Source organism: Escherichia sp. E13S3 (assembly GCF_004212325.1).
In the GTDB taxonomy this organism is placed as follows: domain Bacteria; phylum Pseudomonadota; class Gammaproteobacteria; order Enterobacterales; family Enterobacteriaceae; genus Escherichia.
In genome coordinates this window covers 166488-185300 of sequence record NZ_RHJR01000015.1, presented here as the reverse complement: position 1 = coordinate 185300, position 18813 = coordinate 166488, and the positions used below count along the sequence as shown (strand labels likewise).

The window sequence follows — 18813 nt, the reverse complement described above, 5'->3', positions numbered from 1 at the left end:
ACCTTACAACGCTTTGCGTGACGCCTGCTCCATCATCCGCGGATAAAATTGCCAGAAGCGGGTTTCAAGGGCGTCGTAATGGGTGTCTAAATCGTACCAGGAGTCACGCAGAGCATCCAGACGTGGGCGACGGCTTGCCATGCCGTTTAACACGCTCTGGATGAAATCCATATCGCGATAGCGCACCAGCCATTGCTCTGACCACAAGTAGTTATTCAGATTGATAAAGCGCGGCGGTGAGTCCGGCAAAATCGTCATCACTTGTTCGCGGGCATAACAGACAAATTCCTGTAGCGGAAAGTCGGGCGACAACTGCGACCAGTGGCGGGACAGAAAGTGATCCCACATCACATCCAGCGTAATAGGCGCAACGCGGCGAGTTTCGTTGCGAAACCACTCCCGCGCTTCGCGGACTTCCGGCAGATTGTCGGTTAACACATCGATACGCCGATGCATATGAATACCTGCAACCACGTCGGGCGGAAAACTTTCGTCAGGATTTCCGCGAACAAAATCAGCCAGTAAGTTGCCGGAAAGCGAACTTTCAGCGAGATGGGCTAAATGCAGGTGAGCTAAAAAATTCATCGATTATATTCTATCCAAAGGGGGGTAAAGGTTGCAGGGAGAGCGCCCCGGCACTAGACTACCCGCCTCTTATTTTAGTCTGAGTCAGTGTCATGCGCGTTACCGATTTCTCCTTTGAATTGCCCGAATCCCTGATTGCCCACTATCCAATGCCTGAACGCAGTAGCTGTCGTTTACTGTCGCTGGACGGGCCGACGGGCGCGCTGACGCACGGTACTTTCACCGATTTACTCGATAAGCTCAACCCCGGCGATCTTCTGGTTTTTAACAATACCCGCGTGATCCCGGCGCGTCTGTTTGGGCGAAAAGCTAGCGGCGGTAAAATTGAAGTGCTGGTTGAGCGGATGCTCGACGACAAACGCATTCTTGCGCATATTCGCGCCTCGAAAGCGCCAAAACCGGGCGCGGAGCTACTGCTGGGCGATGACGAAAGCATCAAAGCAACAATGACCGCTCGTCACGGCGCGCTGTTTGAAGTCGAATTTAACGATGAGCGCTCGGTGCTGGATATTCTCAACAGCATCGGCCATATGCCACTGCCGCCGTATATCGACCGTCCGGACGAAGATGCAGACCGCGAACTTTATCAAACGGTTTATAGCGAAAAACCAGGCGCGGTAGCAGCACCGACCGCCGGACTGCACTTTGACGAACCGCTGCTGGAAAAATTGCGCGCCAAGGGCGTGGAGATGGCATTCGTGACTCTGCATGTGGGGGCGGGTACCTTCCAGCCGGTACGCGTCGACACCATTGAAGACCACATCATGCACTCGGAATATGCAGAAGTGCCGCAGGATGTGGTTGACGCAGTGCTGGCTGCGAAAGCGCGTGGTAACCGGGTGATTGCGGTTGGCACCACCTCTGTTCGCTCGCTTGAGAGCGCGGCCCAGGCGGCGAAAAACAATCTGATTGAACCGTTTTTCGATGATACACAAATCTTTATCTATCCCGGCTTCCAGTACAAAGTGGTCGATGCGCTGGTGACTAACTTCCATCTGCCGGAGTCAACGCTGATTATGCTGGTTTCCGCATTTGCCGGTTATCAACACACCATGAACGCCTATAAAGCGGCAGTAGAAGAGAAATATCGCTTTTTTAGTTACGGTGATGCGATGTTTATCACGTACAATCCGCAGGCAATTAATGAGCGCGTCGGGGAGTAATTCCGCGGCGCTGGTTTAAACGTTGGACTGTTTTTCTGACGTAGTGGAGAAAAAATGAAATTTGAACTGGACACCACCGACGGTCGCGCACGCCGTGGCCGCCTGGTCTTCGATCGTGGCGTAGTGGAAACGCCTTGTTTTATGCCTGTTGGCACCTACGGCACCGTAAAAGGGATGACGCCGGAAGAAGTTGAAGCCACTGGCGCGCAAATTATTCTGGGTAACACTTTCCACCTGTGGCTACGCCCGGGTCAGGAAATCATGAAACTGCATGGCGATTTGCACGATTTTATGCAGTGGAAAGGCCCGATCCTTACCGACTCCGGCGGCTTCCAGGTCTTCAGTCTCGGCGATATCCGTAAAATCACCGAACAGGGCGTGCACTTCCGTAACCCCATCAACGGCGACCCGATTTTCCTCGATCCCGAAAAATCGATGGAGATTCAATACGATCTTGGCTCAGACATCGTCATGATTTTTGACGAGTGTACGCCTTATCCTGCTGACTGGGATTACGCGAAGCGCTCTATGGAGATGTCGCTGCGTTGGGCGAAGCGTAGCCGCGAGCGTTTTGACAGCCTCGGCAACAAAAATGCGCTCTTTGGTATCATTCAGGGCAGCGTTTACGAAGATTTACGTGATATCTCTGTTAAAGGTCTGGTAGATATCGGTTTTGATGGCTACGCTGTCGGCGGTCTGGCAGTGGGTGAGCCGAAAGCAGATATGCACCGTATCCTGGAGCATGTGTGCCCGCAAATTCCGGCAGACAAACCACGTTACCTGATGGGCGTTGGTAAACCGGAAGACCTGGTTGAAGGCGTGCGCCGCGGTATCGATATGTTTGACTGCGTAATGCCAACACGTAATGCGCGTAACGGTCATCTGTTCGTGACCGATGGCGTGGTGAAAATCCGCAATGCGAAGTATAAGAGCGACACTGGCCCGCTCGATCCTGAGTGTGATTGCTACACCTGTCGCAATTATTCACGTGCCTACTTGCATCATCTCGACCGTTGCAACGAAATATTAGGCGCGCGACTCAACACCATTCATAACCTTCGTTACTACCAGCGTTTGATGGCGGGTTTACGCAAGGCTATTGAAGAGGGTAAATTAGAGAGCTTCGTAGCTGATTTTTACCAGCGTCAGGGGCGAGAAGTACCACCTTTGAACGTTGATTAATATTAATAATGAGGGAAATTTAATGAGCTTTTTTATTTCTGATGCGGTAGCGGCAACGGGTGCTCCGGCACAAGGTAGCCCGATGTCTTTGATTTTGATGCTGGTGGTATTCGGTCTGATTTTCTATTTCATGATCCTGCGCCCACAGCAGAAGCGCACCAAAGAACACAAAAAGCTGATGGACTCCATCGCGAAAGGTGATGAAGTGCTGACGAACGGTGGCCTGGTCGGTCGCGTAACCAAAGTAGCAGAAAACGGCTACATTGCTATCGCGCTGAATGACACCACTGAAGTAGTTATTAAACGTGACTTCGTAGCCGCCGTTCTGCCGAAAGGCACCATGAAGGCGCTGTAATTAAAATTTTTCCCTAAGGGAATTGCCGTGTTAAACCGTTATCCTTTGTGGAAGTACGTCATGCTGATCGTGGTGATTGTCATCGGTCTGCTGTATGCGCTTCCCAACCTGTTTGGTGAGGATCCGGCTGTTCAGATCACTGGCGCGCGCGGAGTCGCCGCCAGTGAGCAAACGCTGATCCAGGTCCAGAAAACGTTACAAGAAGAAAAAATAACTGCTAAGTCTGTGGCACTGGAAGAGGGCGCTATTCTTGCGCGCTTCGACTCCACTGACACCCAGCTACGCGCTCGTGAAGCATTAATGGGCATTCTGGGTGACAAATATGTCGTGGCGCTTAACCTTGCCCCGGCTACGCCGCGCTGGCTGGCAGCTATTCACGCTGAGCCGATGAAGCTCGGCCTTGACTTGCGTGGCGGCGTTCACTTCCTGATGGAAGTGGATATGGACACTGCGCTTGGCAAACTTCAGGAACAAAATATCGATAGCCTGCGCAGCGATCTGCGTGAAAAGGGCATCCCGTATACCACTGTTCGTAAAGAAAATAATTACGGTCTGAGCATCACTTTCCGCGATGGCAACGCCCGTGATGAAGCCATTGCATATCTGAGCAAGCGTCATCCCGATCTGGTCATTAGCAGCCAGGGTAGCAACCAGCTGCGTGCGGTCATGAGCGATGCGCGTCTCAGTGAAGCGCGTGAATATGCGGTGCAGCAGAACATTAACATCCTGCGTAACCGTGTAAACCAGCTTGGTGTGGCGGAGCCTGTAGTACAACGTCAGGGCGCAGACCGCATTGTCGTTGAGCTGCCAGGTATTCAGGATACCGCTCGCGCGAAAGAGATTCTTGGCGCGACCGCGACGCTGGAGTTCCGTCTGGTAAACACCAACGTTGACCAGGCCGCTGCTGCATCTGGCCGCGTACCGGGTGACTCTGAAGTGAAACAGACCCGCGAAGGTCAGCCGGTTGTGCTGTACAAACGCGTAATTCTGACCGGTGACCATATCACCGATTCCACTTCCAGCCAGGACGAATACAACCAGCCGCAGGTTAACATCTCGCTCGATAGCGCTGGTGGCAACATCATGTCTAACTTCACTAAGGACAACATCGGCAAACCGATGGCGACCCTGTTTGTGGAGTACAAAGACAGCGGTAAGAAAGATGCTAACGGTCGTGCGGTTCTGGTGAAACAGGAAGAGGTGATTAACATCGCGAATATCCAGTCTCGTCTGGGTAACAGCTTCCGTATCACTGGTATCAACAACCCGAACGAAGCGCGTCAGCTGTCGCTGCTGCTGCGTGCCGGTGCGTTGATCGCGCCGATTCAGATTGTTGAAGAACGTACCATTGGCCCGACTCTGGGTATGCAGAACATTGAACAGGGGCTGGAAGCGTGTCTGGCTGGCCTGCTGGTTTCTATTCTGTTCATGATCCTCTTCTATAAGAAGTTTGGTCTGATTGCGACCAGTGCTCTGATTGCGAACTTGATCTTGATTGTCGGCATTATGTCGCTGTTGCCAGGCGCAACGCTGAGTATGCCGGGTATCGCGGGTATCGTCTTAACCCTTGCGGTAGCGGTCGATGCTAACGTACTGATCAACGAACGTATTAAAGAAGAGTTAAGCAACGGGCGTACTGTTCAGCAGGCAATTGATGAAGGTTATCGTGGCGCGTTCAGTTCCATTTTCGATGCGAACATCACCACGCTGATTAAAGTCATCATCCTGTACGCGGTGGGTACCGGGGCAATTAAAGGGTTCGCGATTACTACCGGTATCGGTGTGGCGACGTCGATGTTTACCGCGATTGTCGGTACGCGTGCCATCGTAAACCTGCTATATGGCGGCAAGCGCGTCAAGAAGCTGTCAATCTGAGGAGTGCGATGTGGCACAGGAATATACTGTTGAACAACTAAACCACGGCCGTAAAGTCTACGACTTTATGCGCTGGGACTACTGGGCTTTCGGCATCTCTGGTCTACTTTTAATCGCCGCGATCGTCATTATGGGCGTGCGCGGCTTTAACTGGGGGCTGGATTTCACCGGTGGTACGGTTATTGAAATTACGCTCGAAAAACCGGCTGAAATTGATGTAATGCGTGATGCATTGCAGAAAGCGGGCTTTGAAGAGCCGATGCTGCAAAACTTCGGTAGCAGCCACGACATCATGGTCCGCATGCCGCCAGCTGAAGGCGAAACCGGTGGTCAGGTGCTGGGCAGCAAAGTTCTGAAGGTGATTAACGAAGCTACCAATCAGAACGCGGCGGTGAAGCGTATTGAGTTCGTCGGTCCGAGCGTAGGGGCAGACCTTGCGCAAACCGGTGCGATGGCGCTGATGGCGGCACTGCTGTCTATCCTTGTATATGTCGGTTTCCGCTTTGAGTGGCGACTGGCGGCAGGGGTAGTAATCGCGCTGGCGCACGACGTTATCATTACACTGGGTATTTTGTCGTTATTCCATATCGAGATTGACCTGACCATTGTGGCATCGTTGATGTCGGTTATCGGTTACTCGCTTAACGACAGTATCGTGGTATCGGACCGTATTCGTGAAAACTTCCGCAAAATCCGTCGCGGTACGCCTTACGAAATCTTTAACGTGTCCTTGACCCAGACGCTGCACCGTACCTTGATCACATCCGGTACCACCTTGATGGTTATCCTGATGCTGTATCTCTTCGGTGGCCCGGTGCTGGAAGGCTTCTCGCTGACCATGCTGATTGGTGTAACCATCGGTACCGCGTCTTCCATCTATGTAGCATCGGCGCTGGCCCTGAAACTGGGTATGAAGCGCGAACACATGTTGCAGCAGAAAGTGGAAAAAGAAGGGGCGGATCAGCCGTCAATTCTGCCTTAATCAAGTTCCCGTTGATGTTGAAAATCCCGGTCAGAAGATCGGGATTTTTTTTGATGTATGGAGATTGCGAAAATCCCCGCATCTTGGGAAACTGCGCGTAACCCTACATTTCATCCAGGTAACTTTTCATGGCTATCATCCCAAAAAACTATGCGCGGTTAGAAAGCGGCTATCGTGAAAAAGCATTAAAACTCTATCCGTGGGTCTGCGGTCGCTGTTCCCGCGAGTTTGTCTATTCCAACCTGCGTGAGCTTACCGTTCACCATATCGATCACGACCATACCAATAACCCGGAAGATGGCAGTAACTGGGAATTGCTTTGTCTCTATTGCCATGATCATGAGCATTCGAAATATACCGAAGCGGATCAGTATGGTACGACGGTCATCGCAGGGGAAGATGCGCAGAAAGATGTCGGTGAAGCGAAATACAACCCGTTTGCTGATTTAAAAGCGATGATGAATAAGAAGAAGTAATAAAAAATGCCGGATACAAAATCCGCTATTTGAGCTTTGTGACAAACGAAAAATTGCCTGATGCGCTACGCTTATCAGGCCTACGTAATCTCAGCAATGTATTGAATTTGCGTGCTTTTGTAGACCGGATAAGGCATTTACGCCGCATCCGGCATGAACAAAGCACATGTTGTTAACAATTTGAGATGCCGGATACAAAATTCGTTATTTGAGCTTTATGACAAACATAAAATTGCCTGATGCGCTACGCTTATCAGACCTACGTTATCTCAGCAATATATTGAATTTACGTGCTTTTGTAGGCCGGATAAGGCGTTTACGCCGCATCCGGCATGAACAAAGCGCACGTTGTCGACAATCTGAAATGCCGGGAATAAATCCCGGCATTTTCATAATCAGAAGTTGTAACCTACCACCAGGTAACCACCCCAGCCGGTAGAGCGAACGTTGAAGTTGCCGTTGCCGAAGTTCAGCTCTGCATCATCGTTCCACTGACCACCGTCATGCCAGTAACGAGCTACGACAGAGTAGTGCCAGTGATCGTAGTTCAGAGCCAGAATATGGCTGGAAGCGATGGAGTTATTGCTGCGTGTCTTAATACCGTTGATTGCGTTACCGCTGTCATCACCCAAATCGGAACCCCAGTCGAAGTTGGTGAAACCGATGTAGCTTAACTGACCGCCCCACAGATCGGTAATCGGCACAAAGTATTTAATTTTGAAACGGTAACCGTCCCACTCGTTTTCGTTCGCTGCGCCGTAGTTCTGCCACTGGTATTTCGCATACACGTTCATGGACAGGCTCATCGGCAGGCCAGTGTCGATGTCAGTACCCAGACCCATATACCAGGTGCTCTGGCGACCATCTTTGTTACGGCCCATGTCGTAAATGTAGTTGTTCGCGAAGTACCACTCTTTGAACGGACCGAAGCTAAGGTCAGTATTGGTCAGCTTATCGATGGAGAAACGCGGTTCGATTTCCATAAACAGCGGAGAACCGTGGTTCCAGATACCTTTGGCATCGGAGTTACCGCCGAAGAATACCGGCGCATCCGCGTAACCATAGAAATCGAACCAGTCTTTTTTAGCGAATGCTTCATACTCCAAGTAAGTATCGTTACGGATCTGCGGTCCGAAACGAGTGTGATAGCTACCAACTACGTTAACGCTCTGGTGCCACCAGTCGGAAAGGTACTGCGGTTTATCGTTTTCAGCTGCGTTGACAGTAAAAGACGAAGAGAGCGCCAGTACCGCACCGGCTGCCAGTAATGTTTTTTTCATATGTATGCCACTGTTTGAAAATCCCTTACGGGAGTGAAAAAGGCGCAAATTGCGTTTCTAAATATTTCCTATACAGAGGAGCCTATTATAAAAATCATTGCTCACAAAAATATGTTTCGTTTCACAGTTCTATCATTTACGTAATCGATTGCGTTCACGTTTACACATATTCGGGCGGGGATTGTACTGACTTTCACCCTTGTTGCAAACTTTTACTATCAATCTGGGTGATGTAAGCGGAGTAACAAAATGACGGGGGAGGATGTTGCGGGACGCACAAAACGCCCCGCGATACGTTTACTGCACAACAGGTTGAATGTCGTGTATACGTACAAAACCTAACTGATCCACAGAAATACCCTTTAACTGTAACGGAATATCAACATCGCTCGGAGCGAGGACGCTGGCAGGTGCGTTAATCAATTGATTCTGCACATTGACTTCCTGAAAGTTGTCAGTTGTTCCCTGAATTTGTCCATATTCAACGGTTCCGCTGAAAGCGGGTAAAGGATCATTGGACTCGCCCTGAATCCGTAACGTCAGAGTGGTGCCATCTGCATTTGGCGTAATATTCACCAGCGACATACGTAAATTGCCAATTTGGCTTTCCAGCCGTGCCGGTGTATTTGCACCTGGTAACAGGTAAACCCCACTACTGGATTTTGCGTTCAGCGTATTTTGCTGGGTGATTTTGACAGTTTCTTTGTTGAGCTGAGTCATCTCTTTATTCAACGTGCTGACGCTGTGTTTCATCTGTCGCACTTCGCTTTGCTGCATACAGGCGCTCAGGCTGAACAGGCTTCCCAGCAGGAGTAGTCGAAAACATACTTTAATGTTCATAGGTAGTCCCTTTCTCGTCACAATTATCCTAATGGTAGAGGCTTAAAGCCGTGAAAGCATCGATCCTTTATCTCAAAAGCGTTGCGCCTTTGTTGTATCGCCAGTTCAGGGTAAAATAGATTTCTATTAACCACCTGGTCAGGACGCCGTATGCATTGCCCATTCTGTTTCGCCGTGGACACTAAGGTAATTGACTCTCGTCTCGTGAGCGAGGGTTCTTCCGTACGCCGCCGTCGGCAGTGTCTGGTGTGTAATGAACGTTTCACTACTTTTGAAGTGGCGGAACTGGTTATGCCGCGTGTCGTGAAAAGCAACGACGTGCGCGAACCGTTTAATGAAGAAAAATTGCGTAGCGGAATGCTGCGGGCGCTGGAAAAACGTCCGGTGAGTTCCGATGACGTCGAAATGGCGATCAACCATATTAAATCGCAACTCCGCGCCACCGGTGAGCGCGAAGTGCCGAGCAAAATGATTGGCAATCTGGTGATGGAGCAATTGAAAAAGCTCGACAAAGTCGCCTATATCCGTTTTGCCTCTGTCTATCGCAGTTTCGAAGATATCAAAGAATTTGGCGAAGAGATTGCGCGCCTGGAGGATTAAACCGTGCAGGACGAGTTATACATGGCGCGGGCGCTAAAGCTGGCGCAACGAGGGCGCTTCACCACTCACCCTAACCCGAATGTCGGTTGCGTCATTGTGAAAGATGGCGAAATTGTCGGTGAAGGTTACCATCACCGCGCGGGCGAACCGCATGCCGAGGTACACGCGTTGCGCATGGCAGGTGAAAAAGCCAAAGGCGCAACGGCGTATGTGACACTCGAACCTTGTAGTCATCATGGTCGTACGCCGCCGTGTTGTGACGCATTAATTGCTGCTGGCGTGGCGCGCGTGGTGGCTGCGATGCAGGACCCTAATCCGCAGGTCGCTGGGCGTGGACTTTACCGTTTGCAACAAGCTGGCATTGACGTCAGCCACGGCCTGATGATGAGCGAAGCCGAGCAATTGAATAAAGGCTTCCTCAAGCGCATGCGCACCGGCTTTCCTTATATACAGTTGAAACTCGGCGCGTCGCTAGATGGCCGCACCGCGATGGCCAGCGGTGAAAGCCAGTGGATCACTTCACCTCAGGCTCGACGCGATGTTCAGCGTCTGCGCGCGCAAAGTCATGCTATTTTAACCAGCAGCGCCACGGTGCTGGCGGACGATCCAGCCTTAACGGTGCGTTGGTCTGAACTGGATGAACAAACTCAGGCTCTCTATCCGCAACAAAATCTCCGTCAGCCGGTACGTATTGTAATTGATAGCCAAAATCGCGTGACGCCGGAACACCGCATCGTGCAGCAGCCGGGCGAAACCTGGTTCGCGCGTACGCAGGAAGATTCTCGTGCATGGCCGGAAACGGTGCGTACTTTGCTGATTCCAGAGCATAAAGGTCATCTGGATCTGGTTGTTCTGATGATGCAACTGGGTAAACAGCAGATTAACAGCATCTGGGTGGAAGCGGGGCCAACGCTCGCTGGCGCATTGCTACAGGCGGGTTTAGTCGATGAGCTGATTGTCTATATCGCACCTAAACTATTAGGCAGCGACGCCCGCGGATTATGTACGCTGCCGGGGCTTGAGAAATTAGCCGACGCGCCCCAATTTAAATTCAAAGAGATACGTCATGTAGGCCCGGATGTTTGCCTGCATTTAGTGGGTGCATGATCTCCCGGCTCGAAAGGGAAGCAGCGCACGAAATATTATGCTAAAATCCGCCCCCCTGCGGGGCCATACTCGAACCCGAAGGAAGAAAATGAACATTATTGAAGCTAACGTTGCTACCCCGGACGCTCGCGTCGCCATCACCATTGCGCGTTTCAACAACTTTATCAATGACAGCCTGCTGGAAGGTGCAATTGACGCACTGAAACGTATCGGTCAGGTAAAAGATGAAAACATTACCGTTGTTTGGGTGCCTGGTGCCTATGAGCTGCCGCTGGCGGCGGGTGCACTGGCTAAAACCGGTAAATACGACGCGGTGATTGCGCTGGGTACGGTTATTCGTGGTGGCACTGCCCACTTTGAATATGTCGCTGGTGGTGCAAGCAACGGCCTGGCGCATGTTGCCCAGGACAGCGAAATTCCGGTTGCTTTTGGGGTTTTGACCACTGAAAGCATTGAACAAGCGATCGAACGTGCTGGCACCAAAGCTGGTAACAAAGGTGCAGAAGCTGCACTGACCGCGCTTGAAATGATTAATGTATTGAAAGCCATCAAGGCCTGAAATTAGTAAGGGGAAATCCGTGAAACCTGCTGCTCGTCGCCGCGCTCGTGAGTGTGCCGTCCAGGCGCTCTACTCCTGGCAGTTGTCCCAGAACGACATCGCTGATGTTGAATACCAGTTCCTGGCTGAACAGGATGTAAAAGACGTTGACGTCCTGTACTTCCGTGAGCTGCTGGCCGGGGTGGCGACTAACACCGCATACCTCGACGGACTGATGAAGCCATACCTGTCCCGCCTGCTGGAAGAGCTGGGTCAGGTAGAAAAAGCGGTACTGCGCATTGCGCTGTACGAGCTGTCTAAACGTAGCGATGTGCCATACAAAGTGGCCATTAACGAAGCGATCGAACTGGCGAAATCGTTCGGCGCAGAAGACAGCCATAAGTTCGTCAATGGCGTACTGGATAAAGCAGCACCTGTGATTCGCCCTAACAAAAAGTGATATCCAGGCCGGCAGAGTAACGGAAAAACAGTTCCGCACTCGCCGGCCTTTTCTTTTTTACCTGCTGAGGCATAACGTATGGCATGTGGCGAGTTCTCCCTGATTGCCCGTTATTTTGACCGTGTAAGAAGCTCTCGTCTTGATGTCGAACTTGGCATTGGCGACGATTGCGCACTTCTCAATATCCCCGAGAAACAGACCCTGGCGATCAGCACTGATACGCTGGTGGCGGGCAACCATTTCCTCCCTGATATCGATCCTGCGGATCTGGCATACAAAGCACTGGCGGTAAACCTAAGCGATCTGGCAGCGATGGGCGCCGATCCGGCCTGGCTGACGCTGGCATTAACCTTACCGGACGTAGACGAATCGTGGCTTGAGTCCTTCAGCGACAGTTTGTTTGATCTTCTCAATTATTACGATATGCAACTCATTGGCGGCGACACCACGCGTGGGCCATTATCAATGACGTTGGGTATCCACGGCTTTGTTCCGATGGGACGAGCCTTAACGCGCTCTGGGGCGAAACCGGGTGACTGGATTTATGTGACCGGTACGCCGGGCGATAGCGCCGCCGGGCTGGCGATTTTGCAAAACCGTTTGCAGGTTGCCGATGCTAAAGATGCGGACTACTTGATTAAACGTCACCTCCGTCCGTCGCCGCGTATTTTACAGGGGCAGGCATTGCGCGATCTGGCAAATTCAGCCATCGATCTCTCTGACGGTTTGATTTCCGATCTCGGGCATATCGTGAAAGCCAGCGACTGCGGCGCACGCATTGACCTGGCATTGCTGCCGTTTTCTGACGCACTTTCTCGCCACGTTGAACCGGAACAGGCGCTGCGCTGGGCGCTCTCTGGTGGCGAAGATTACGAGTTGTGTTTCACTGTGCCGGAACTGAACCGTGGCGCGCTGGATGTCGCTTTGGGACATCTGGGCGTACCATTTACCTGTATCGGGCAAATGACCGCCGATATAGAAGGACTCTGTTTTGTTCGTGACGGCGAACCTGTCACGTTAGACTGGAAAGGATATGACCATTTTGCCACGCCATAAAGATGTCGCGAAAAGTCGCCTGAAGATGAGTAATCCGTGGCATTTGCTTGCTGTCGGATTCGGAAGTGGATTAAGCCCGATTGTTCCTGGCACGATGGGATCGCTGGCGGCGATTCCGTTCTGGTATCTGATGACCTTTTTACCCTGGCAGCTTTATTCGCTGGTAGTCATGCTGGGGATCTGTATTGGCGTTTATCTTTGTCATCAGACCGCGAAAGATATGGGCGTGCACGATCATGGCAGCATTGTCTGGGACGAATTTATCGGCATGTGGATCACTCTGATGGCGCTGCCGACCAATGACTGGCAGTGGGTCGCCGCCGGGTTTGTGATTTTCCGTATTCTGGATATGTGGAAACCGTGGCCGATCCGCTGGTTTGATCGCAATGTACATGGCGGCATGGGGATCATGATCGACGATATTGTCGCCGGGGTGATTTCCGCAGGCATCCTGTACTTTATCGGTCATCACTGGCCGTTGGGTCTTCTGTCATAGTTTTGCACCAGAGCCTGATGTGACGCTTGTTGCGTCTTATCAGGCCTGCATACCTATTTAAATCCCACTATCGGATGCGGTTTATAGGGTGTCTCCAGTTCGGCAATCTGTTCCGGTTTCAACGTGATATCTACCGCGTTCAGTAGTTCATCAAGCTGTTCTTCCCGCGAAGTTCCGATAATCGGCGCGGCAATGCCCGGCTTACTCAACAACCAGGCCAACGCAACTTGTGCTCGTGTCGCACCAAGTTCTTCACTGACGCCCGTTAACCGCTCTGCGATCTGCGCGTCATTTTCATCGCTTTCTTTATAGAGATTTTTCCCAACCTCATCAGACACCAGGCGTGCAGTGGTTTCTCCCCACGGACGTGTCAGACGGCCCCGCGCCAGTGGGCTCCACGGAATGACCGCCACCCCCTCCTGATAACACAGTGGCAGCATCTCGCGCTCTTCTTCACGATAAATCAGATTGTAGTGATCCTGCATACTGACAAACTGCGCCCAGCCGTGCTGTTTTTGTAGCTCCAGTGCCTGAGCAAACTGCGAAGCGTGCATGGATGACGCGCCGATATAACGCGCTTTCCCGGCTTTTACCACGTCGTTCAGGGCTTCCAGCGTCTCTTCGATAGGCGTGTTGTAATCCCAGCGATGAATTTGCAGGATATCGACATAATCCATGCCGAGACGTCGCAGGCTGTCGTCGATAGAGCGCAATATTTGCGCACGGGATAATCCTTCCGGTAAATCACCAACGCGATGGAACACTTTGGTCGCAACGACAACGTCTTCACGACGGGCGAAATCCCGCAGTGCGCGACCGACAATCTCTTCGCTGCTGCCATCGGAATAGCTATTGGCGGTATCAAAGAAATTTATGCCGCCTTCCAGCGCGCGTTTGATGATGGGACGGCTGCTCTCTTCCGGCAGTGTCCATGCGTGATTACCGCGATCTGGCTCGCCAAAGGTCATACAGCCGAGGCAAAGTCGGGAAACGCGAAGGTCGGTTTTTCCTAAGGTGTTGTATTGCATGCTGCCACTCCTGCCATGAATAATTTCTTAAGCATAGCAGGAGTGGAGTAGGGATTATGCCAGCCAGGCCTTGATTTTGGCTTCCATACCGGCGGCATCGAGGCCGAGTTCGGCGCGCATTTCTTCCTGCGTTCCTTGCGGAATAAAGAAGTCCGGCAGACCAATGTTCAGCACGGGTACTGGTTTACGATGGGCCATCAGCACTTCGTTCACTCCGCTGCCTGCGCCGCCCATAATGGCGTTTTCTTCTACGGTGACCAGCGCTTCATGGCTGGCGGCCATTTCCAGAATTAACGCTTCATCAAGCGGTTTCACAAAACGCATATCGACCAGCGTAGCGCTCAGCGATTCAGCGACTTTCGCCGCTTCTGGCATCAGCGTACCAAAGTTGAGGATCGCCAGCTTCTCGCCACGACGCTTCACAATGCCTTTGCCAATAGGCAGTTTTTCCAGCGGCGTCAGTTCCACGCCAACCGCGTTGCCGCGCGGGTAGCGCACCGCGGACGGGCCATCGTTATAGTGATAGCCGGTATAGAGCATCTGGCGACATTCGTTTTCATCACTCGGGGTCATAATGACCATTTCCGGTATGCAGCGCAGGTAAGAGAGATCAAAAGCGCCCTGATGGGTTTGACCGTCAGCACCAACAATGCCCGCGCGGTCGATGGCGAACAGGACCGGGAGCTTTTGAATTGCCACGTCATGCAGCACCTGATCATAGGCGCGTTGCAGGAAAGTGGAGTAAATCGCGACAATGGGTTTGTATCCACCAATCGCCAGACCCGCAGCAAAGGTCACTGCGTGTTGCTCGGCAATAGCCACGTCGAAGTAGCGATCCGGGAATTTACGTGAAAACTCGACCATGCCGGAGCCTTCACGCATCGCCGGAGTAATCGCCATCAGCTTGTTATCTTTCGCTGCCGTTTCGCACAACCAGTCGCCAAAGATTTTTGAATAGCTCGGCAAACCGCCGCTACTTTTCGGCAAACAACCGCTGGAGGGATCAAATTTAGGCACGGCGTGGAAAGTGATTGGGTCTTTTTCTGCCGGTTCATAACCCCGACCTTTTTTAGTCATGATATGCAGGAACTGCGGGCCTTTCAGGTCGCGCATGTTCTTAAGCGTGGTGATAAGCCCCAGCACATCGTGACCGTCAACCGGGCCGATGTAGTTAAAGCCCAGCTCTTCAAACAATGTGCCAGGCACTACCATGCCTTTAATATGTTCTTCGGTGCGTTTGAGCAGCTCTTTAATGGGCGGCACGCCAGAGAAAACTTTTTTCCCGCCTTCGCGCAGTGAAGAGTAAAGCTTACCGGAAAGCAGCTGCGCCAGATGGTTGTTGAGCGCGCCAACATTTTCGGAAATCGACATTTCATTGTCGTTGAGAACCACCAGCATATCGGGACGGATATCGCCCGCGTGGTTCATCGCTTCAAACGCCATGCCAGCGGTAATCGCGCCGTCGCCAATCACACAGACGGTGCGGCGATTTTTGCCTTCTTTCTCGGCAGCAACCGCAATACCAATTCCGGCACTGATGGAGGTTGATGAATGCCCGACGCTTAATACGTCATATTCGCTTTCGCCGCGCCACGGGAACGGGTGCAGGCCACCTTTCTGACGGATGGTGCCGATTTTGTCGCGGCGTCCGGTCAAAATTTTATGCGGATAAGCCTGATGCCCCACATCCCAAATCAATTGGTCAAACGGGGTGTTGTAGACATAGTGCAGCGCCACGGTCAGTTCGACCGTGCCCAGCCCGGAGGCGAAGTGCCCGCTGGAACGGCTCACGCTGTCGAGTAAATAGCGGCGCAGTTCGTCGCAGAGTTTCGGTAAACTCTCTTTTGGCAACAGTCGTAACTCCTGGGTGGAGTCGACCAGTGCCAGGGTCGGGTATTTGGCAATATCAAAACTCATCAGGGGCCTATTAATACTTATTGTTTATTTATTACGCTGGATGATGTAGTCCGCTAGCGCTTCCAGTGCCGAGGTATCGAGTGACTGTTCAGCCAGTTGTTTCAGCGACTGACGGGCATCGTCGATTAGATCCCGGGCTTTCTTCCGGGCTTGCTCAAGACCCAGAAGTGCAGGGTAGGTACTTTTACCAAGTTGCTGGTCGGCACCCTGGCGTTTTCCCAACGTTGCAGTATCTCCCACCACATCCAGGATGTCATCCTGAACCTGGAAGGCAAGGCCGATGCTCTCTGCGTACTTGTCGAGTACTGGCAGAGCACGACGCCCTTTATCTCCGGCGCTTAATGCACCAAGGCGAACGGCGGCGCGAATCAATGCGCCGGTTTTATGACGATGAATACGCTCGAGTGCGTCCAGAGGTACGTGTTTGCCTTCCGCATCTAAATCTAATGCCTGACCACCGCACATTCCGGCAATACCGCTGGCGCTTGCCAGTTCTGAAATCATCGAAATTCTGTCGCGGTCCGACACTTCCGGCATATCGGCATCGCTTAAAATCGAGAACGCCAGCGTTTGTAAAGCGTCGCCAGCGAGAATCGCGTTTGCTTCGCCAAACTTCACGTGACAGGTCGGCAAGCCGCGACGCAGATCGTCATCATCCATTGCCGGTAAATCATCATGAATTAATGAGTAAGCGTGGATACACTCTACGGCGGCGGCGGGTGCGTCCAGAGTATTCAGACTTACGCCGAGCATTTGACCGGTGGCATAAACCAGGAAGGGTCGCAGGCGCTTACCACCTAATAATGCGCCATACTGCATGGTTTCTACCACGGGAGTGTTCTGAAAGGGCAGTGGGGCGATAAAACGGCTCAGCGCCTGGTTGGCCTGCTTAACGTAGGCTTCGAGTTGCTGCGGAAAGTCCATTACTCATTGTCCGGTGTAAAAGGGGTTAGAGAGGCGTCTTCGTTGTCAGACAGCAGAATTTGTACGCGCTGTTCGGCTTGTTGTAATTTGGCCTGCCCCTGACGTGCCAGCTGCACGCCGCGTTCGAACTCGTTCAGCGCCTCTTCCAGCGGCAGGTCGCCACTTTCCAGACGGGTTACAATCTGTTCCAGCTCGCTCAGCGCCTTTTCAAAGCTGGCGGGCGCCTCATTTTTCTTCGGCATAATGAATGTCTGACTCTCAATATTTTTCGCCCCGTCATGGTAACGGACTCAGGGCAAATAGCAAATAACGCGCAATGGTAAGGTGATGTGCGCAGCAAAGCGATGTTAGTGGTATACTTCCGCGCCTGGATGCAGCCGCAGGTGTGGGCTGCTGTATTTTTCCCTATACAAGTCGCTTAAGACTTGCCAACGAACCATTGCCGCCATGAAGTTTATCATTAAATTGTTCCCGGAAATCACCATCAAAAGCCAATCTGTGCGCTTGCGCTTTATAAAAATCCTTACCGGGAACATTCGTAACGTTTTAAAGCACTATGATGAGACGCTCGCTGTCGTCCGCCACTGGGATAACATCGAAGTTCGCGCGAAAGATGAAAACCAGCGTCTGGCCATTCGCGACGCCCTGACCCGTATTCCGGGTATCCACCATATTCTCGAAGTTGAAGACGTGCCGTTTACTGACATGCACGATATTTTTGAGAAAGCGTTGGTTCAGTATCGCGATCAGTTGGAAGGCAAAACCTTCTGCGTGCGCGTGAAGCGCCGCGGTAAGCATGATTTTAGCTCGATTGATGTGGAACGTTACGTCGGCGGCGGTTTAAATCAGCATATTGAATCCGCGCGCGTGAAGCTGACCAATCCGGAAGTGACTGTCCATCTGGAAGTGGAAGACGATCGTCTGCTGCTGATCAAAGGTCGCTACGAAGGTATTGGTGGTTTCCCGATCGGCACCCAGGAAGATGTACTGTCGCTCATTTCCGGCGGTTTCGACTCCGGTGTATCCAGCTATATGTTGATGCGTCGCGGCTGCCGCGTGCATTACTGCTTCTTTAACCTCGGCGGCGCGGCGCATGAAATTGGCGTGCGTCAGGTGGCACATTATCTGTGGAACCGCTTTGGCAGCTCCCACCGTGTGCGATTTGTCGCTATTAATTTCGAACCGGTCGTCGGGGAAATTCTCGAGAAAATCGACGACGGTCAGATGGGCGTTATCCTCAAACGTATGATGGTGCGTGCCGCATCTAAAGTGGCTGAACGTTACGGCGTACAGGCGCTGGTCACCGGCGAAGCACTGGGCCAGGTGTCCAGCCAGACGCTGACCAACCTGCGCCTGATTGATAACGTCTCCGATACGCTGATCCTGCGTCCGCTGATCTCTTACGACAAAGAGCACATCATCAACCTGGCTCGCCAGATTGGCACCGAAGACTTTGCCCGCACGATGCCGGAATATTGCGGTGTGATCTCCAAAAGCCCGACGGTGAAAGCGGTTAAATCGAAGATTGAAGCGGAAGAAGAGAAGTTCGACTTCAGCATTCTCGATAAAGTGGTTGAGGAAGCGAATAACGTTGATATCCGCGAAATCGCCCAGCAGACCGAGCAGGAAGTGGTGGAAGTGGAAACCGTCAATGGCTTCGGTCCGAACGACGTGATCCTCGATATCCGTTCTATCGATGAACAGGAAGATAAGCCACTGAAAGTTGAAGGGATTGATGTGGTTTCTCTGCCGTTCTATAAACTGAGCACCAAATTTGGCGATCTCGACCAGAACAGAACCTGGCTACTGTGGTGTGAGCGCGGGGTGATGAGCCGTCTGCAGGCGCTCTATCTGCGCGAGCAGGGCTTTAACAATGTGAAGGTGTATCGCCCATAATTTGTGGTTTTTACGTCGCATCTGGTCAGATGCGACGTTTGCCGCATCCGACA

The 18813-nt window shown here is 52.1% G+C and carries 20 protein-coding genes; 13 read left to right on the top strand and 7 right to left on the bottom strand.

Features of this window, described 5'->3' with window-relative positions:
- Positions 1-3: 3 nt before the first annotated feature.
- Positions 4-585, bottom strand: a complete 582-nt coding sequence (gene acpH, locus D9597_RS15440; RefSeq protein ID WP_130223247.1) for an ACP phosphodiesterase — start codon at positions 583-585, stop codon at positions 4-6.
- 92 nt (positions 586-677) lie between these two features.
- Between acpH and queA the strand changes: the two genes are divergently transcribed.
- From queA to yajD, 6 genes are all read left to right on the top strand, one after another.
- A complete protein-coding gene (gene queA, locus D9597_RS15435; protein WP_130223245.1) occupies positions 678-1748 on the top strand; it encodes a tRNA preQ1(34) S-adenosylmethionine ribosyltransferase-isomerase QueA in 1071 nt (356 codons plus the stop codon).
- 54 nt (positions 1749-1802) lie between these two features.
- Entirely contained in the window at positions 1803-2930 is a 1128-nt protein-coding gene (gene tgt / locus D9597_RS15430; protein ID WP_000667317.1) for a tRNA guanosine(34) transglycosylase Tgt, read from the top strand.
- 22 nt (positions 2931-2952) lie between these two features.
- Complete coding sequence (yajC, locus tag D9597_RS15425; protein ID WP_000007629.1) at positions 2953-3285, top strand: preprotein translocase subunit YajC; 333 nt, start codon at positions 2953-2955, stop codon at positions 3283-3285.
- 27 nt (positions 3286-3312) lie between these two features.
- Positions 3313-5160, top strand: coding sequence for a protein translocase subunit SecD (secD, locus tag D9597_RS15420; protein ID WP_130215424.1), 1848 nt, complete (start codon positions 3313-3315; stop codon positions 5158-5160).
- Positions 5161-5170: 10 nt separating this feature from the next.
- The gene (gene secF, locus D9597_RS15415; protein WP_130206230.1) at positions 5171-6142 is read left to right on the top strand and encodes a protein translocase subunit SecF; all 972 of its coding nucleotides are present in this window, start codon (positions 5171-5173) and stop codon (positions 6140-6142) included.
- A gap of 128 nt (positions 6143-6270) precedes the next feature.
- Positions 6271-6618 carry an HNH nuclease YajD gene (gene yajD / locus D9597_RS15410; protein WP_000974823.1) on the top strand — a complete coding sequence of 116 codons (348 nt, stop codon included), beginning with the start codon at positions 6271-6273 and terminating at the stop codon, positions 6616-6618.
- Between the two features lie 395 nt (positions 6619-7013).
- On the opposite strand, the gene tsx is transcribed toward yajD, so the two are convergent.
- Both tsx and D9597_RS15400 read right to left on the bottom strand, forming a co-directional pair.
- On the bottom strand, positions 7014-7898 hold the full coding sequence (gene tsx / locus D9597_RS15405) for a nucleoside-specific channel-forming protein Tsx (RefSeq protein ID WP_116836751.1): 885 nt from the start codon (positions 7896-7898) through the stop codon (positions 7014-7016).
- Positions 7899-8195: 297 nt separating this feature from the next.
- Positions 8196-8738 (bottom strand): DUF3251 domain-containing protein, encoded by a 543-nt coding sequence (locus tag D9597_RS15400; protein ID WP_130223243.1) that lies wholly within the window; start codon positions 8736-8738, stop codon positions 8196-8198.
- 150 nt (positions 8739-8888) lie between these two features.
- On the opposite strand from D9597_RS15400, the gene nrdR reads away from it, so the two are divergent.
- From nrdR to pgpA, 6 genes are all read left to right on the top strand, one after another.
- On the top strand, positions 8889-9338 hold the full coding sequence (nrdR, locus tag D9597_RS15395; RefSeq protein ID WP_064527125.1) for a transcriptional regulator NrdR: 450 nt from the start codon (positions 8889-8891) through the stop codon (positions 9336-9338).
- A gap of 3 nt (positions 9339-9341) precedes the next feature.
- Positions 9342-10445: a bifunctional diaminohydroxyphosphoribosylaminopyrimidine deaminase/5-amino-6-(5-phosphoribosylamino)uracil reductase RibD gene (gene ribD, locus D9597_RS15390; RefSeq protein ID WP_130215428.1), complete on the top strand. Its 1104-nt coding sequence runs from the start codon at positions 9342-9344 to the stop codon at positions 10443-10445.
- A gap of 88 nt (positions 10446-10533) precedes the next feature.
- A complete protein-coding gene (ribE, locus tag D9597_RS15385) occupies positions 10534-11004 on the top strand; it encodes a 6,7-dimethyl-8-ribityllumazine synthase (RefSeq protein ID WP_001021161.1) in 471 nt (156 codons plus the stop codon).
- A 19-nt stretch (positions 11005-11023) separates the two neighbouring features.
- Positions 11024-11443, top strand: a complete 420-nt coding sequence (nusB, locus tag D9597_RS15380; RefSeq protein ID WP_000801125.1) for a transcription antitermination factor NusB — start codon at positions 11024-11026, stop codon at positions 11441-11443.
- A gap of 78 nt (positions 11444-11521) precedes the next feature.
- Positions 11522-12499: a thiamine-phosphate kinase gene (gene thiL, locus D9597_RS15375; RefSeq protein ID WP_130223241.1), complete on the top strand. Its 978-nt coding sequence runs from the start codon at positions 11522-11524 to the stop codon at positions 12497-12499.
- Positions 12477-12995 (top strand): phosphatidylglycerophosphatase A, encoded by a 519-nt coding sequence (gene pgpA / locus D9597_RS15370; protein WP_130223239.1) that lies wholly within the window; start codon positions 12477-12479, stop codon positions 12993-12995. Before thiL ends, pgpA begins: the two co-directional genes overlap by 23 nt.
- 53 nt (positions 12996-13048) lie before the next feature.
- On the opposite strand, the gene yajO is transcribed toward pgpA, so the two are convergent.
- Genes yajO through xseB form a run of 4 tightly spaced genes read right to left on the bottom strand, consistent with a single transcriptional unit; the run spans position 13049 to position 17106 of the window.
- Positions 13049-14023 (bottom strand): 1-deoxyxylulose-5-phosphate synthase YajO, encoded by a 975-nt coding sequence (gene yajO / locus D9597_RS15365; protein WP_130223237.1) that lies wholly within the window; start codon positions 14021-14023, stop codon positions 13049-13051.
- A 54-nt stretch (positions 14024-14077) separates the two neighbouring features.
- A complete protein-coding gene (gene dxs, locus D9597_RS15360; protein WP_130223235.1) occupies positions 14078-15940 on the bottom strand; it encodes a 1-deoxy-D-xylulose-5-phosphate synthase in 1863 nt (620 codons plus the stop codon).
- A gap of 24 nt (positions 15941-15964) precedes the next feature.
- Positions 15965-16864 carry a (2E,6E)-farnesyl diphosphate synthase gene (ispA, locus tag D9597_RS15355; RefSeq protein WP_130215435.1) on the bottom strand — a complete coding sequence of 300 codons (900 nt, stop codon included), beginning with the start codon at positions 16862-16864 and terminating at the stop codon, positions 15965-15967.
- The gene (gene xseB / locus D9597_RS15350) at positions 16864-17106 is read right to left on the bottom strand and encodes an exodeoxyribonuclease VII small subunit (RefSeq protein WP_001124935.1); all 243 of its coding nucleotides are present in this window, start codon (positions 17104-17106) and stop codon (positions 16864-16866) included. Before xseB ends, ispA begins: the two co-directional genes overlap by 1 nt.
- A gap of 205 nt (positions 17107-17311) precedes the next feature.
- Between xseB and thiI the strand changes: the two genes are divergently transcribed.
- Positions 17312-18760: a tRNA uracil 4-sulfurtransferase ThiI gene (gene thiI, locus D9597_RS15345; protein ID WP_000668685.1), complete on the top strand. Its 1449-nt coding sequence runs from the start codon at positions 17312-17314 to the stop codon at positions 18758-18760.
- Positions 18761-18813: the final 53 nt, after the last annotated feature.

Bases quoted from the DNA above. Each gene is read 5' to 3' on its own strand.
- tsx (WP_116836751.1), bottom strand. From the start codon at position 7,898: ATGAAAAAAACATTACTGGCAGCCGGTGCGGTACTGGCGCTCTCTTCG.
- yajO (WP_130223237.1), bottom strand. From the start codon at position 14,023: ATGCAATACAACACCTTAGGAAAAACCGACCTTCGCGTTTCCCGACTT.
- D9597_RS15400 (WP_130223243.1), bottom strand. From the start codon at position 8,738: ATGAACATTAAAGTATGTTTTCGACTACTCCTGCTGGGAAGCCTGTTC.
- xseB (WP_001124935.1), bottom strand. From the start codon at position 17,106: ATGCCGAAGAAAAATGAGGCGCCCGCCAGCTTTGAAAAGGCGCTGAGC.
- thiL (WP_130223241.1), top strand. From the start codon at position 11,522: ATGGCATGTGGCGAGTTCTCCCTGATTGCCCGTTATTTTGACCGTGTA.
- pgpA (WP_130223239.1), top strand. From the start codon at position 12,477: ATGACCATTTTGCCACGCCATAAAGATGTCGCGAAAAGTCGCCTGAAG.
- nrdR (WP_064527125.1), top strand. From the start codon at position 8,889: ATGCATTGCCCATTCTGTTTCGCCGTGGACACTAAGGTAATTGACTCT.
- yajD (WP_000974823.1), top strand. From the start codon at position 6,271: ATGGCTATCATCCCAAAAAACTATGCGCGGTTAGAAAGCGGCTATCGT.
- dxs (WP_130223235.1), bottom strand. From the start codon at position 15,940: ATGAGTTTTGATATTGCCAAATACCCGACCCTGGCACTGGTCGACTCC.
- thiI (WP_000668685.1), top strand. From the start codon at position 17,312: ATGAAGTTTATCATTAAATTGTTCCCGGAAATCACCATCAAAAGCCAA.
- yajC (WP_000007629.1), top strand. From the start codon at position 2,953: ATGAGCTTTTTTATTTCTGATGCGGTAGCGGCAACGGGTGCTCCGGCA.
- queA (WP_130223245.1), top strand. From the start codon at position 678: ATGCGCGTTACCGATTTCTCCTTTGAATTGCCCGAATCCCTGATTGCC.
- tgt (WP_000667317.1), top strand. From the start codon at position 1,803: ATGAAATTTGAACTGGACACCACCGACGGTCGCGCACGCCGTGGCCGC.
- ribE (WP_001021161.1), top strand. From the start codon at position 10,534: ATGAACATTATTGAAGCTAACGTTGCTACCCCGGACGCTCGCGTCGCC.
- ispA (WP_130215435.1), bottom strand. From the start codon at position 16,864: ATGGACTTTCCGCAGCAACTCGAAGCCTACGTTAAGCAGGCCAACCAG.
- acpH (WP_130223247.1), bottom strand. From the start codon at position 585: ATGAATTTTTTAGCTCACCTGCATTTAGCCCATCTCGCTGAAAGTTCG.